Source organism: Micromonospora sp. NPDC001898 (assembly GCF_042891255.1).
In the GTDB taxonomy this organism is placed as follows: domain Bacteria; phylum Actinomycetota; class Actinomycetes; order Mycobacteriales; family Micromonosporaceae; genus Micromonospora.
Window position 1 is genome coordinate 157,351 of sequence record NZ_JBIATC010000010.1, and the last position, 13,650, is coordinate 171,000.

Here is a 13,650-nt window from a genome sequence, read left to right on the forward strand (position 1 = left end):
CGCCCACCCGCACGGCGCGGCCGGGCGCGGTCCACGACCGACACGCCGGCCGCCCGGCGGTCAGCGGCTACGGCGTCCCGGGGCCGCAGTTGTTGCTGGTACGCGTGACCGTGTACTCGGTGTCGTCGTGGGTGATGCCGGACGGTGAGCCGTCGAAGTGGGTCTCCACCTTCTGCCAGCCCCGGCGCTGCTCGTAGTGCAGGTGCGGCGCCCCGGAATTGCCGGTGCTGCCGACCCGCCCGATCTGCTCGCCCCGGGCCACCCGCTGACCGACCCGGACCAGCGGCGGTTCGAGCAGGTGGAGGTACTGCGTCTCCCACTTGCCGCCGTGGTCGATCTTCACCCAGTAGCCGCCGCCCCGGCCGCGCGGGCCGTCCGGGTCGTCAGGGGTGCGCCCGCCGAGGGACCCGTTGATCCCCGCCTCGGTGACCGTGCCGGTGTCGGACGCGAGCACCGGCCGCCCCCACGCCTCGCCCTCGGTGGGGAAAAGGTCGACGTCGTAGTCGTCGTGGCCCGGGTAGGTGCCGAGTTGCCAGGTCTCGCCGCACGCGACGGGGAGCTGGAAGGACGGGCGCGGGCCCGGCGGCAGCAGCAGCGGGACGACGACCGCGACGACGGCGACAACGGCCCCGACCGCGCCGAGCGCGAGGCCGGCGCGGAGGAGCCGGTTGCGGCGGGCGCGAGGGCTGGTCGGGTGGCCGGTCGTCATCGGTGCCGGGGTGGTGCGGTGCTGTCGCGGACGACGAGTTCGGTGGCGAGTTCGAGGCGGGGGCTCTCGAGCTTCTCGCCCCGGGCCAGCCGCAGCACGGTGCGCGCGGCCAGCATGCCCATCTCGGCCAGCGGCTGGCGGACCGTGGTCAGCGGCGGGGAGCACCACCGGACCTCGGGCAGGTCGTCGAAGCCGACCACGCTGATGTCGTCGGGCACCCGCAGGCCACGTTTGCGGACCGCCTCGTAAACGCCGAGGGCCATCTGGTCGCTCGAGGCGAAGATGGCGGTCGGCGGGTCGGGCAGCGCCAGCAGTTGCGTGCCGGCGGCATAGCCGGACTCGTGGTAGAAGTTGCCGGGGCGGATCAGCGCGTCGTCGACGGCGACGCCGCCCGCGTCGAGCGCCGCCCGGTAGCCGTCCATCCGCGCGCGGCTGCACATCAGCTGCGGCGGGCCGGCGATGAAGCCGATGCGGCGGTGACCGAGGCCGAGCAGGTACTGGTTGGCGCCGAGGCTCCCCGCCCAGTTGGTGGCGCCGATGGTGGACGCCTCCTGCGGGGCCACCCCAGCGGGGTCGACGATGACCACCGGAACGTTGAGCCGGCGCAGCTCGGCCTGCAACGGGGGCGCGACCATCGAGGTCACGAAGATGACCCCTTCGGTGGAGCGGGCACGCATGTTGTCGAGCCACTGCTTGGCCGAGGAGGTGCGCCGGTGGATGGCCGAGACGACGGTGCCGGCCCCGCTGCTGTGCGCGACGTCCTCCACCCCTCGGATGATCTCCACCGCCCAGGGACTGTCGAGGTCGTTGAAGACCAGGTCGATCAGGGCGGCACTGGGCCGCCTGCGCGGCGAACGACGGCGGTAGCCGTGCCGGGTGAGCAGTTCCTCGACGCGTTCCCGGGTCTGGGGGGCGACGTCGGAGCGGCCGTTGATGACCCGGGAGACGGTGGGCACGGAGACGCCGGCCAGGCGCGCGATCATCGCGATGGTGACGTTCCGGCTGTTGTCGGGGCCCACGGTCCGCCTTTCGCCTTGGGGAGCCTACGGTCGCAGAAGGCTACCGCAGCGGGTGCGCCTCACCCCTTCACGCTGCCCGCCAGGCCGCCGATGAGCTGGCGTTCGGCCACGGCGTAGAAACCCAGCGCCGGCAGCATGGACAGCACCACGTACGCGAGCACCCGGGCGGTGTCGTCGGCGTACTGGCCCTGGAAGGCCTGGACCCCGACGGGAAGGGTCCACCAGCTCTGGTCGGTGAACACGACCAACGGAAGCATGAAGTTGTTCCAGCTAGTCACGATGGCCAGCACCGACACGGTGGCCAGGGCGGGCCGGGCCATCGGCAGCAGGATCCGCCAGAAGAACCCGAAGGGGGTGCACCCGTCGAGGATCGCGGCCTCCTCGACCTCGCCGGGGATGGTGCGGAAGAACTGGCGCAGGATGATGATGGTGACCGGCAGCCCGAACGCGGCCTGGGGCAGGATCACCCCGAGCGGGTTGTCCAGCAGGCCCAGGCCGCGCAGCAGGACGAACAGCGGCAGGATGGCCACCGCGAACGGGAACATCAGCCCGACCGCGAACAGGGTGAACAGCAGTTCCCGGCCCCGGAAGGCGAAGCGCGCGAAGACGAACGAGGCCAACGCCGCCGCGCCGACGACGACGAGGGCGCTGGTCACGGCGATGAGGAGGCTGTTGCCGAGCTGTCGCCAGAACACGCCGGAGGCGAGGATGCCGGTGTAGTTCCCGGTCACCCAGGGGTCGGGCCAGCCGAGCGGGTTGGTGGAGAGCTGCCCGTTGTCCTTGAACCCGCCGAGCACCCCGAACCAGACCGGTACGACGATGAGCGCGCCGACGGCGACGCAGACGAGGTGCAGTGCGAGGCGGCGGGCCCGCCGGGCCGGGTTCGCCGTGCCGGTCATCGCTGGCCTCCTTGCGTGGTGATCGCGCCCTCGGTGTCGCGGCGCATGACGACGCGCTGGTAGAAGAGGGCGAAGACGAGACTCAGGACGAACATGACGATGCTGATCGCGCTGGCGTAGCCGACCTCGAAGCGGCGGAAGCCGTACTGGTACATCGTCACCGCCATGGTCTCCGAGGAGTGGATCGGGCCGCCGCCGGTGAGCACCCAGACCATGTCGAACAGCTGGATGGTGCCGATGACCGACAGGAACACGCTGATCCGGATCGTCGGTCCGAGCAGGGGCAGCGTGACGTGCCGGAATGCCTGCCAGGAGCTGGCGCCGTCGGTGGTGGCCGCCTCGGACAGTTCCTTGGGAATGCCCTGCCGGGCGGCCAGGAAGAGCATCATGTACAGGCCGAAGTACTTCCAGGAGACGACCATGAAGACGGCGACCAGCACGGTGTCCGGGTCGGCGAAGACCGCCCCGGCGTCGGCGCCCAGCCACCGCGAGATCCCCTCGCCCAGCCCTCGGTTGGGCGAGAAGACCAGGGTGAACAGGACCGCGGTGGTGACCTCGGAGAGCACGTACGGGGCGAAGAAGACCAGCCGGTAGACGCCGCGACCCCGCAACGGCTGGTTGAGGAGCATGGCCAGGCCCAGCGCGGCGGGCAGTTGGACCACCAGCGACAGCACGATCAGCACGAGTCCGCGCCACAGGTCACCGCGGAAGGTCGGGTCGCGGAAGGCGCGGGTGTAGTTGTCCAGCCCGACGTAGTTCTCCGGCAGTCCGAAGCCGTTCCACTTGTACAGGCTGGCGTAGCTGGCCACCACGATCGGGGCGATGACCAGCAGCAGGAAGAGCACCAGGGACGGGGTCAGGAAAGCGGCGAGGACGCCATGGCGGCCCGGCCGGCGGGTGGTGGCCATGCCTACTGGCTCTTCGCCACCGTGGTGATGTCCTTGACGATCTGCGCGGGCGTCTTGGAGCCGGCGATCAGCTCGGCGACGCTGTCGTTGACCTGCTGGCCGACTGCGGGCGGGTACGCCTGGTCGAGGTAGAGCTGGAAGCCGGTGGCGCTGGCCAGGCTCGCCGCGACGACCTTGTTGTTGGGGTCGGAGATGGCGTCGGTGGCGTCCCTGACCGTCGGCAGCACCGCGCCGGTCCTGGCGGCCCTGCGCTGGTTGTCGGCGGTGAGCAGGGTCTTGAGGAAGTCGACGGTCGCGGCGGGGGCGTCCTTACCGACGGCGAAGCCGTTGCCGCCGCCGAACGCCTCCGAGGCGGAGCCCTTGCCGCCGTCGACGGCGGGGAACGGGAAGAAGCCGAGCTTGTCGCCGAGGCCCTTCTTGCCGGTGGAGGCCGAGGCCTGCACCGACGGGGCCCACTGGCCCATCAGTTCCATGGCCGCGCGACCGTTGCCCATGGTGGCGGCCTGCCCGTCCGGTGAGCTGTAGTCCGCGCCGAGGAAGCCCTTCTGGAACGGTTGCAGGTCGACCAGTTCCTTGAGCCGGTCGCCGGCGGCGACGAAGTCGGGGGTGTCGAAGTTGTTGTCCCTGGCGGCCTGTTGCAGGGCGCCGAGCCCGCCGATGCGCATCGCCAGGTACGCCCAGTAGTAGTGGGCCGGCCACTTCTCCTTGCCGGCCAGCGCGATCGGGACGGTCCCGGCGGCCTTGAGCCTGCGGACCGCGTCGAGGACCCCGGCCCAGGTGGTGGGTGCGGCGGTGACGCCCGCGGAGGCGAAGAGGTCCTTGTTGTACCAGAAACCGACCATGCCGACGTCGAACGGGACGCCGTAGATCTTGCCGTCGACGGTGAACGGCTGCACGGCGGCGGGCAGCAGGCCGCCGATCCAGGGGCGCACGTCGTCGGTGAGGTCCTTGACCAGGCCAGCGTCCACCTGCTGCTTGAGCACCCCGCCGCCCCAGGACTGGAACAGGTCGGGCGGGGACCCGGCCTGGGTGGCGGTGGTCAGCTTGGCCTTGAACGCCTCGTTCTCCAGCGGCTGGACCTCGACGGTGACGTTGGGGTGTGCGCCGTGGTACTCCTGGGCCATCGCCGCCCACACCGGCAGCATCGGCTCGGTGTTCTGGATGTGCCACCAGTTGACGGCCTGCGGAGCGTCCGGGTCGCCGGACTCCCCGTCGCCGCAGCCGGTGAGCAGATAGGCGCCGGCACCTGCGCCGACGAGGCCGAGCAGCGTTCTGCGGGAGAGGTGCGCGGTCATGGTCCATCCCTTCGGGGACTCACGAGGTGCTCGGATGCCGATCCAGCCGGCAGGTATCGAACGTGGTTCTCCGGAACTTTCGGTGCTTCGGCCGGTATTACCGATCGATGGCCGGCACGCTACGACGTAGCTTCTACCCCGGTCAAGGGGTCTGTCCTATGGCGACACAAACGGCTACCGTGGTCGGCATCCACCGATATTCCGGGTCGAGCATCCGGAAGTTTGCCGAGAGCCGCACCAGAGGAGCCGACGTGTCGACCGAGACCGCTGACGTGGCGACCGCTGCCCGGTCGATCCGCAACCCCGTCCTCGCCGGGTTCCACCCGGACCCGTCGATCCTGCGGGTCGACGACGACTACTACCTGGCCACCTCGACGTTCGAGTGGTATCCCGGGGTCCGCGTGCACCACTCCCGGGACCTCGTGCACTGGCGGGCACTGGGCGGGATCATCACCGAGCGCCGCCTGCTCGACCTGCGCGGCTGCGGCGACTCCAACGGGGTGTGGGCGCCCGACCTGTCCCACCACGACGGCGAGTTCCTCCTCGTGTACAGCGACGTGGCCAGTTTCGCCAGCGGCTACTGGGACCCGCAGAACTACCTGGTCACCGCACCCGACATCGCGGGCCCCTGGTCGGATCCGGTGGCACTGCACGGGCGCGGTTTCGACGCCTCGCTGTTCCACGACGACGACGGCTCCAGCTGGCTGCTGAGCATGAGCGCGGACTGGCGACCCGGGCGCGACCGCTTCGCCGGCATCGAGATCCAGCGCTACGACCGGGCCGCGCGGCGCCTCGTCGGCCGGCCCCGCCTGCTGTTCACCGGCACCTCGGTCGGGCTCACCGAGGGCCCGCACCTGTACCGCCACGACGGCTGGTACTGGCTGGTCACCGCCGAGGGGGGCACGAGCTGGGAGCACCAGGTCACGGTGGCCCGGTCCCGTGAGCTGTTCGGGCCGTACGAGGTGGACCCGGCCGGGCCGCTGTTGACCTCCGTGGGCCGGCCCGACCTGCGGTTGCAGAAGGCCGGCCACGGCAGCCTGGTCCGCACCCCGCACGGCGACTGGTACCTGGCCCACCTGGTCGGCCGCCCCTACACCCCGCTGGGCAACTGCGTGCTGGGCCGGGAGACCGCGATCCAGCGGGTCGAGTGGGCCCCGGAGGGCTGGCCCCGCGTACCCGGGGGCGTGCCGGCGGACGAGGTCCCGGCGCCCGATCTGCCCACGCACCCGTGGCCGACCGATCCCGCCACCGACCACTTCGACGCCGCGCAGCTCCACCCGGAGTGGTCGACGTTGCGCCGGCCCGCCACCGCGGACTGGGTGGACCTGCGGGCCCGCCCGTCCCACCTGCGGATCCACGGCGGGCAGTCGCCGGTGGGCCGGCAGACCCCCAGCCTGGTCGCGCGGCGCGTCGGCGCGGCGCGGTGTTCCCTGGAGACCGTGGTCGAGTTCGACCCGCTCGACCATCGCCAGTTGGCCGGGATCACCGCCTACTACAACACCCTGAACTGGCACCACCTCTACCTGACCCGCGCCGACGACGGCCGGACCGTGTTGGAGCTGCTCAGCTCCGACAGCGGGCGGCGCACCCCGTACCCCGGGCTGACGGTCGACGCCACCGGCGTCGCCCGGGTCGGGCTGCGGGCGGTGTTCGACGGGCCCGCCGTGCGCTTCTGCTACGACCTCGGCACCGGCTGGCGGCAGCTACCGGTGGACCTCGACGCGACGATCCTGTCCGACGAACACGCCGCGCTGATCATCGACGGGGAGCCGGCGGCCTGGGGTTTCACCGGGGCGTTCCTCGGCCTGTGGGTGCAGGATCTCGGCGGCGACGGCGGCTACGCCGACTTCGACCTGGCCACCTACCGGGAGGGCTGACCGGCGACCGACGCGGGTCGCCGGCCGCGGAAGGGACATCCCGATGCCACCCTCCGCGGCCGGCCGTCAGCGACTGGGAGCCGCCGGGCACCGACGAGCTCGTCCGTCGGGTGCGCGGCGGCACCAGGCCCGGTGCCGTGGTGCTGCCGCACGACGGCGGCGGGGACCGCTCAGCCGACCGCCGCCGGGGCGGTACGGTGGGCCGCCGCCTCGTCGCGGTGCCGCAGCACGAGGTCGGCGGCGACGGTGACCCCACCGGCCTGCCGCATCCGCTGGCTGAACAGCTCCGCCCGTTCCCGGAACGAGTCCTCGCTCAGCAGTCTCTTGATCTTGGCGAGAATGTCCTCGACGTCCATGGGGTCGGTGAGCTCGACGGCCAGCGCCACCCCGCTGTCGACCGCGCGCACCACGCCATCGGGACAGTCCAGCCAGAACGGCATCATCAACTGTGGTGTGGCGAAGTAGACGGCCTCGTGGATCGCGTTGGCGGCACCGTGGTTGAAGAAGACCCGTACGTGCGGGTGGGCCAGCACCCGAAGCTGGGAGGGCAGCCACTCCTCCACCCGAAGGTTGCCCGGCAACCGTGCCGCGGAGGGGAGAAGGCGCTGGTGGTCAGCGGACAGCTTCCAGAGCACGGCGTGCTCTGGCCCGAGCCGCTCCGCGACCTCGACGACCGCCCTCACCTGCGCCTCGGACGGTCGCATGATGGTGCCGAACCCGACGTAGACCACTGAGGGATGGTCGTCCAGCCAGCGGTTCAGTCCGTCGTCCCGCTCGACCGGCGGCAACTCCCTGGGCACCACCGGACCGAGCATCCGCAGGGTCGCCGGCGCGGTCTCGAACGGATACTCGAAGCCGAAGACCGTGTACGACATGAGCGCCACGGCATCCCCGATGTAGAGCGCCGGTCGCATCTCCGGATTACGAAGACCGGCTTCCTTGCGACGGGCCATGGCGACGATGTTCCGCCGTAGCCGGTCCGGCTCTATGAACGCCCGCACCATCCTGCTCCGGAAGCTGGCGTTGGCCGCCTGCTGCTGGGGCGTCATCCGCTGCGGCAGCCCGGAGAACGGGGCGGGATAGCGGGGTGGCAACAGCTCCTGGAGGAAATTGGACGGCGGCGTCGAGATGCTCACCATGAAGGGCACCTGCCGGGTCTGCGCCGCGTCCATCGCCCAACTTGCCTGGCTGTCCACCACGGCCACCGCCGGCCCCACGTCGTCGATGATCTCCAGGCAGCGCAGGTAGAGCTGCTGTATGTGGTCGTAATCGGTGCAGACATCGATGTACCGGACGAACCTGACCGCCCGGTCGCCGCTGGTCAGGGCCTGGTACGTCGCGTCGTCCCAGGTCTCCGGTGACGACTGCGGGAGGGCCTCGCCGAGCGAGACGAAAGTAACCTCACCCGGGCCGGAGAGCGCCTCGACGTCCGCCCGACGGTCCTCGGTCGACGCGAACCACACCTTCTTGACACCTCGGGCCTTCAGCTCACCCACGATACTGAGCAACGGGTTGAACAGACCGGCGCTGTTGTACGTGAATACCAGCACCGCCCTGCCGCACTCGTCTCCGGTCATGAACACCGTCCCATCCGTCTGTCAAGGTGCGCCGACGCGCCAAATGTCGGCGTGGCTCCGGTTCAGACATTGCCCCTCAGCGACCCCCGAAACCATAACATCGTCGCATTTAAATACTGTTATATCGCGGCCACGACATGGTGCGCAGCCGTGGTGGCGCAGGACCGCGATGGCGAGGTTGCGCGGGCCGGCATCGCGCGGGGAGGGACGCCGGTGCGGGCCGGGCCGGGCGCTCCGGTGCACTGTCCGGTCCGGACAGTCGGCCTTCCTAACGACGCCGCGTGGACATCGGCCGGCACCACGGCGAGATGCCTGGCCGGTTGTTTGACCGAGGGCGTTTCCGGCAAGTAGTCGGTGACAGCACGAGTGCACGCCAGGGACAGACGGGAGTCGGCAATGGTCAAGGGTGACATCGACACGTACCAAGAGGGCGGGCAGTGGAAGACCCGCGCCGAGGGCAACCAGCAGGCCAGCAGCACCCATGACACCAAGGACGAGGCGCAGGCCCGGGGGCGCGAGATGGCGGCGGACCGTGGCGTCGAGCACGTGATCAAGAAGCAGGACGGCACGATCGGGGAGAAGAACACCTACCCGCGCAGCCGCGACCCACGGGACATCGAGGGCTGACCGGGCCGAGGAGAGCCTACGCCGGCGCCCGGACCAGCGGCGGAAGAACAAAGGGATGCGGGGCCGCCCCACGTGGCCGGCCCCGCATCCATGCGTACGGGAACGGCGCTCGCCCGGCCGGACCGGTCAGTCCGGCGGCGGCGCGAAGGGGCGGCGGCGGGGCTGACGCAGCTCCCAATCGGCCGGACAGAGGTACGCCCACGCGGCGACCGTCACCGACGAGTGCTTGGGCACGGCGCCGCCCCAGCTCAGCGGGCGGTCGGCGACGTGCCGCAGATAGCGTTCGAGGACAGCCTGGAAGTGGTACTGCGAATCGGCCCGCCAGAGCGCGTGCGGTTGCCCACGCATCCAGGAGCAGGCGGCGTCGCCCTCGGCGATCAGGTCGCCCGCGGGCGGCAGCACCGGGACCGGGGCGTCGCTGCTCGGGTCGCCGTACTGCGTGAGGTAGGCCAGGTACCCGCCCTCGTCCCGGGGATGGAGGACGTGGACGCCGAGCACGGCGACCGGGCCGGCGAGGAGACCGGCCACGGCCAGACCCAACGCGACCCGCACCCGCACCCGCACCCGCACCCGCACCCGGCCATGGTAGGCCGGCGGGAATCCTGACGTGGGCCCACCGCGGCCGGATCCCGGCGGACGACGCGCGGGAACGGGCGATCCCGGCGGTAGGCGACCCTCACTCCGCAGGCCGGGGCTCCCCTCCCCGACTGATGCGCAGGGTCAACACATCGGTGCGAACCGTGATGTGGCCGTGGAACAGCGGCGCGTCGTCCACCCCGTAGCCGATCTGGGTCGCGGTGACCAGCGGATGCCCGAGCGCCACGCCGAGCCGGGCGGTGGATTCCTCGTCGGCGAGCACGGCGGCGAGTGCGATCTCCGCCCGCCGCCGGGGCGGTTCGCCGGGTCGACTGTCAGGACGGGGCCTTGACCTGACCGTCGAAGGCGATGCTGCGCCAGAGGTCGAACTGGCGGTCGTTGCCGATCAGGGGGTTGCCGGCCAGCGCGACGGCGGCCGTCACCTCCTCGTTGTTGCTGAGCTGGCGGAAGTAGCCGGGGCCGATCAGGGCGATGCCCCGGTTGGTGGACTGGATCAGCCTCATGTCGTCCTTCCACAAATCGAGCGGCGGGGTCGGGTTGACGTAGGTCAACGGGTTGATCCGGCGGCCCGCGGGGTCGATCATGTGCCAGTGCAGGTGCGGCCCGGTCGAGGAGCCGGAGCCGGGAGCGCCGGCCGCGCCGCCGGACCTGCCGACGATGGCCCCCGACGCCACTGAGGTCCCATTCGCCAGCAGGAACTGGGACAGGTGCAGGTACTGGCTGCGGTACCCGTCGGAGTGGTTGATGGTCACGGTATGACCGGCCGTGCCATTGTTCGGGATGTTCGAGATCGTCCCGGCGCCGCACGCGGGGAGATTCGTGCCGACCGGCATCGCGAAGTCGACTCCCCCGGCGGAGCCACGGTCGAGGTGCTCCTGCCACCCGTCCGTGATCGGGTAGCCGCTGAACGGGTTGTAGATCACCGGTGCCGCCAGCGAGGGCGCCGGTTGGAACAGACCGCCGAGCACCACACCACCCGCCACCACCGCCGCGCCCCGCAGCAGTTCCCTGCGGCCCACGGCCGACAACCCGCCGCCGTCGCCCCGGTGAGACTGCGGCTCGTTCGCCATGACTGCCATCCCTCCTGGCCCCGGTGGGACGCGTGTCCATCGAGGACCTCGGTGGGAGGTCGTCCCGGACCGACACTGTATCCATATATGCAGATGTCATCAGCCCTCCGGCCGGTCCTGCGGTGACGGCGGACCGCCGGGCAGAGGCGCGCGACCCGGCGCAGTAGCACCGGCCGGGCGCGGTGCCGGCTGCCCCGGAGGCAACCGACACCGCCGACGACCCCACCAGCGGAAACACGGGCGAAAGTGGGCACTGCGGACAACGCAAACAACTGTCGAAAATCTGACACGCGTCGCCCTGAGCGCTGCGGTGATCCAGTTCCCCGCCCAGGCCGTCAAAGGGCGTCTGACCTGGGCATATGGTTGATTCATGTGGTGTGGGACCGCAGTCGGGCCGCGCGACGTGGCCCGTGGCACGGAGGGTGATGCGAGCACGCACACCCGGCGGGCGAACGGAGCGCTTCCCGGCGTCACGTCCCGGCACCTCGGCGGCAGCGTCGTCGCGCGGTGCCACGTTCGAAGATCATCGGTTGGCCGTGCGTCGACGGGGCCGCAACGGGGAAGGGAGTGTGCAATGGGGAGCTTGCGGGATCGGACGAGCAACCGGGTGTACGAGTTCGCGGTCCTCGCCACCACGCCCGTGTGTGGCCTCCTGATGGCCATTGGTGGCATCCGGCCGCATTCGCTGGAGGTGGCTATGCCCGACCCGGTCAGGGTCCTGTGGGAGTTCGGCCTGATCGTGGTCGGCGCCGCGGGCCTGCTCGGCATGTTCTGGCCGGGGCAGCTCAGCACCGGGCTCGGCATCGAGCTCTCCGCGGTGCTGGCGCTGGGCGCGATCGCCGCGATGTACGTGATCGCCGTCCTGGTGGTCGCCGGAGACCAGGCGGTGGTGGCCGCGTCGTTCGTCGGGGCGGTGGCGCTCGGATCGTGGCTGCGTTCGGCCGAGATCGTGGGATCACTGCGCTGGCTGATCCGGATGCACCATCCGCAATCTGATCCGTGCTCGAAGGTACAGACATGATCGCCGCATCGAACCCGGACACCCCGTACTGGGCGCAGTTGATGATCTCCATGCTCGGGATGCTCGGAGGCGCCGGCGGGCTTGCCGTGCTGGCCACGGTGACCGTGCAGCGGCGAAAGCTGAAGGCCGAGACCGCCGGAGCGCTGACCGATGCGGCGCTGGCCCTGGTGCAGCCGCTGCGGGCGCGGGTCGCCGAACTGGAGGCCGAGGCGCTGACCGTCCGGGAGCAGCTGACCGCATCCCACCGTGAACTGCTGGAACTGCGGAGCACGGTATGGGACCTGACCAGGACGCTGGAACGGTGGCGGGAAGTGATCATGGCACCAGGCGCGACCATCCGCCGGGTGCAGTCAGTCGTGGCGGAGGATCGTCGTACACCCGGCCAGTCCGCCCGCCGCCTGCCGTGAGCCGCCTTCCAGGGCAACGGTCGGCGGCTGACGCCGCCGGACGCGGGACAGGGCACCTCTCCCGGCGTCGTCGCCGGCGCCACCGGAGCCGGGTCAGGCGCGGCCGGCCCGTTCGGCGGGCGCGGTGACAGGGGGATCCCCCGATCCGCCGTCGGCTCGCCCGGCCGGCACCGCATCGGCGGCAGGCGCGGAGGCCACCGTCCGGAGCCGGCGGACGTCCCGGCTGGCCAACATGCCGACGACGGAAGCCACCACCAGCGCCGCGAGGATCAGCAGCGTCTCGCGGGTGCCGATCGCCCCGGCGACCGGCCCCACCGCCACCTGACCCAGCGGAATGGCGACGAAGGACCCCAACATGTCGTACGAGTAGACCCGGGCCAGCCGCTCGGCGGGAATGTGCTGCGCGATCGAGGTCTCCCAGGCCACCGCGAACTGCTCGACGGCGATCCCGACCGCCACCCCGGCCGCCACCAGCACGGCGACGGTCGGCGCCAGGGCCAGCCCCAACAGCAAGAACGACTCGGCGAACATGCAGGCCACCCCGAGCAGCAGCAGCCGGCGCACCCGGATCCGCAGGGCGATCAGCCCACCGACGACCATCCCGACGGTCTGCGCCGCCAACACCACACCCCAGGCACCACGCCCGATCGTCTCGTCGGCGACGGCCGGGCCGAGCACGTTCACGCCGCCGGCCAGCGCCGCGTTGAGGACCATGAAGCCGAGCACCACCACCCAGACCCAGGTCCGCGCGGTGAACTCGCTCCAGCCCTCCCGCAGGTCGGCCAGGATGCCCGTACCGGTGCTCGCTGATCGGGTGGAAGCCACCCGGACACCGGCGAAGGCGGCCGCCGCGAGGGCGAAGGTGAGCGCGTCGACGGCGAGGCCCCAGCCGGGCCCGGCGGCGGCGACCAGCAGGCCACCGAGGGCCGCCCCGCCGATCATGCCGGCATTCATGCCGAGCCGGAGGATCGCGTTCGCGGGCTGGATCAGCTCCGGCGGCACGGTCTGCGGCGTCGCGGCGGCCGACGCCGGCTGAGCCAGCGCGCTCACCACGCCGTTGGCCGCGCCGAGCACCAGCAGCAACGGGATCGTCGCCGTACCGGTCAGCACCAGGGCGGCCACCACCGCCTGGGTGAGCGCACCGAGCACATTGGAGCCGACCAGCACCAGCCGGCGCGGAATCCGGTCGGCCAGCACCCCGCCGAAGAGCACGAACAGCACGTTCATCAGCGACCTTGCGCCGACCACCAGGCCCAGGTCGCGCACCGAGCCGGTCAGGTCGAGCACGGCGAAGGCCAGCGCGACGGGAGCGATCGCGTTGCCCAGCATGTTGATCAGCCGACCGGCAGCCAGGTAACGGAACGCGGCGTACCGCAGCGGAGCGAACATCAACCCTCCATCCGGAGGGGTGATGATAGCGCCGACGTGGCGGACGCTCGGGGCACGTGGAGCCCTCGGGCTCCTGGCCCGGGTTCCGGTGCGCCAGGAACACGGCCGGGCCGGCGCCGCTGCCTCGACGGATCGAGGCGCGGCGCCGGCCCCGCCCCCCCGGGCGCAGCCCGGTGCGGCCAGCTCAAGCACCCCCATGCCGCCGCAGCGGGCAACCCCGACGGACGGTACGGCGGGCGGCGGAGGACCGTCCGG

General features: G+C 71.4%; 14 protein-coding genes. 4 read left to right on the forward strand and 10 right to left on the reverse strand.

Features of this window, described 5'->3' with window-relative positions:
- Nucleotides 1-67: 67 nt before the first annotated feature.
- The 5 genes from ACFYZF_RS21410 to ACFYZF_RS21430 form a co-directional block, all read right to left on the reverse strand.
- Nucleotides 68-709, reverse strand: a complete 642-nt coding sequence (locus ACFYZF_RS21410) for a M23 family metallopeptidase (protein ID WP_387023344.1) — start codon at nt 707-709, stop codon at nt 68-70.
- A complete protein-coding gene (locus ACFYZF_RS21415) occupies nt 706-1,692 on the reverse strand; it encodes a LacI family DNA-binding transcriptional regulator (RefSeq protein ID WP_387023346.1) in 987 nt (328 codons plus the stop codon). The genes ACFYZF_RS21410 and ACFYZF_RS21415 overlap by 4 nt, the downstream gene beginning before the upstream one ends.
- Before the next feature lie 95 nt (nt 1,693-1,787).
- Nucleotides 1,788-2,627 carry a carbohydrate ABC transporter permease gene (locus ACFYZF_RS21420; protein WP_387023347.1) on the reverse strand — a complete coding sequence of 280 codons (840 nt, stop codon included), beginning with the start codon at nt 2,625-2,627 and terminating at the stop codon, nt 1,788-1,790.
- On the reverse strand, nt 2,624-3,535 hold the full coding sequence (locus tag ACFYZF_RS21425) for a carbohydrate ABC transporter permease (RefSeq protein ID WP_387023349.1): 912 nt from the start codon (nt 3,533-3,535) through the stop codon (nt 2,624-2,626). Before ACFYZF_RS21425 ends, ACFYZF_RS21420 begins: the two co-directional genes overlap by 4 nt.
- A gap of 2 nt (nt 3,536-3,537) precedes the next feature.
- Nucleotides 3,538-4,830, reverse strand: a complete 1,293-nt coding sequence (locus ACFYZF_RS21430; protein WP_387023351.1) for an extracellular solute-binding protein — start codon at nt 4,828-4,830, stop codon at nt 3,538-3,540.
- 251 nt (nt 4,831-5,081) lie between these two features.
- On the opposite strand from ACFYZF_RS21430, the gene ACFYZF_RS21435 reads away from it, so the two are divergent.
- Nucleotides 5,082-6,707 carry a glycoside hydrolase family 43 protein gene (locus ACFYZF_RS21435; RefSeq protein WP_387023353.1) on the forward strand — a complete coding sequence of 542 codons (1,626 nt, stop codon included), beginning with the start codon at nt 5,082-5,084 and terminating at the stop codon, nt 6,705-6,707.
- Nucleotides 6,708-6,877: 170 nt separating this feature from the next.
- On the opposite strand, the gene ACFYZF_RS21440 is transcribed toward ACFYZF_RS21435, so the two are convergent.
- Nucleotides 6,878-8,284, reverse strand: coding sequence for a glycosyltransferase (locus ACFYZF_RS21440; protein ID WP_387023355.1), 1,407 nt, complete (start codon nt 8,282-8,284; stop codon nt 6,878-6,880).
- A gap of 396 nt (nt 8,285-8,680) precedes the next feature.
- Between ACFYZF_RS21440 and ACFYZF_RS21445 the strand changes: the two genes are divergently transcribed.
- Nucleotides 8,681-8,911 (forward strand): DUF2188 domain-containing protein, encoded by a 231-nt coding sequence (locus ACFYZF_RS21445; protein ID WP_387023357.1) that lies wholly within the window; start codon nt 8,681-8,683, stop codon nt 8,909-8,911.
- A gap of 126 nt (nt 8,912-9,037) precedes the next feature.
- Here the strand turns inward: ACFYZF_RS21445 and ACFYZF_RS21450 are convergent, their stop codons facing one another.
- The 3 genes from ACFYZF_RS21450 to ACFYZF_RS21460 all read right to left on the reverse strand — a co-directional run bounded on the left by ACFYZF_RS21450 (nt 9,038) and on the right by ACFYZF_RS21460 (nt 10,578).
- Entirely contained in the window at nt 9,038-9,487 is a 450-nt protein-coding gene (locus tag ACFYZF_RS21450) for a hypothetical protein (RefSeq protein WP_387023359.1), read from the reverse strand.
- A gap of 100 nt (nt 9,488-9,587) precedes the next feature.
- Entirely contained in the window at nt 9,588-9,770 is a 183-nt protein-coding gene (locus ACFYZF_RS21455) for a hypothetical protein (protein ID WP_387023361.1), read from the reverse strand.
- A gap of 52 nt (nt 9,771-9,822) precedes the next feature.
- A complete protein-coding gene (locus ACFYZF_RS21460) occupies nt 9,823-10,578 on the reverse strand; it encodes a M23 family metallopeptidase (RefSeq protein ID WP_387023362.1) in 756 nt (251 codons plus the stop codon).
- Nucleotides 10,579-11,185: 607 nt separating this feature from the next.
- On the opposite strand from ACFYZF_RS21460, the gene ACFYZF_RS21465 reads away from it, so the two are divergent.
- Complete coding sequence (locus tag ACFYZF_RS21465) at nt 11,186-11,599, forward strand: hypothetical protein (protein ID WP_387023364.1); 414 nt, start codon at nt 11,186-11,188, stop codon at nt 11,597-11,599.
- 41 nt (nt 11,600-11,640) lie between these two features.
- Nucleotides 11,641-12,006, forward strand: coding sequence for a hypothetical protein (locus tag ACFYZF_RS21470; RefSeq protein WP_387023414.1), 366 nt, complete (start codon nt 11,641-11,643; stop codon nt 12,004-12,006).
- Nucleotides 12,007-12,099: 93 nt separating this feature from the next.
- On the opposite strand, the gene ACFYZF_RS21475 is transcribed toward ACFYZF_RS21470, so the two are convergent.
- A complete protein-coding gene (locus ACFYZF_RS21475) occupies nt 12,100-13,395 on the reverse strand; it encodes an MFS transporter (protein WP_387023366.1) in 1,296 nt (431 codons plus the stop codon).
- Between the last annotated feature and the right edge of the window lie 255 nt (nt 13,396-13,650).

What these genes read in the sequence shown, in the direction of transcription:
- ACFYZF_RS21425 (WP_387023349.1), bottom strand. Translation starts at nt 3,535, where the DNA reads ATGGCCACCACCCGCCGGCCGGGCCGCCATGGCGTCCTCGCCGCTTTC.
- ACFYZF_RS21470 (WP_387023414.1), top strand. Translation starts at nt 11,641, where the DNA reads ATGATCTCCATGCTCGGGATGCTCGGAGGCGCCGGCGGGCTTGCCGTG.
- ACFYZF_RS21420 (WP_387023347.1), bottom strand. Translation starts at nt 2,627, where the DNA reads ATGACCGGCACGGCGAACCCGGCCCGGCGGGCCCGCCGCCTCGCACTG.
- ACFYZF_RS21440 (WP_387023355.1), bottom strand. Translation starts at nt 8,284, where the DNA reads ATGACCGGAGACGAGTGCGGCAGGGCGGTGCTGGTATTCACGTACAAC.
- ACFYZF_RS21460 (WP_387023362.1), bottom strand. Translation starts at nt 10,578, where the DNA reads ATGGCGAACGAGCCGCAGTCTCACCGGGGCGACGGCGGCGGGTTGTCG.
- ACFYZF_RS21415 (WP_387023346.1), bottom strand. Translation starts at nt 1,692, where the DNA reads ATGATCGCGCGCCTGGCCGGCGTCTCCGTGCCCACCGTCTCCCGGGTC.
- ACFYZF_RS21430 (WP_387023351.1), bottom strand. Translation starts at nt 4,830, where the DNA reads ATGACCGCGCACCTCTCCCGCAGAACGCTGCTCGGCCTCGTCGGCGCA.
- ACFYZF_RS21410 (WP_387023344.1), bottom strand. Translation starts at nt 709, where the DNA reads ATGACGACCGGCCACCCGACCAGCCCTCGCGCCCGCCGCAACCGGCTC.
- ACFYZF_RS21475 (WP_387023366.1), bottom strand. Translation starts at nt 13,395, where the DNA reads ATGTTCGCTCCGCTGCGGTACGCCGCGTTCCGTTACCTGGCTGCCGGT.
- ACFYZF_RS21445 (WP_387023357.1), top strand. Translation starts at nt 8,681, where the DNA reads ATGGTCAAGGGTGACATCGACACGTACCAAGAGGGCGGGCAGTGGAAG.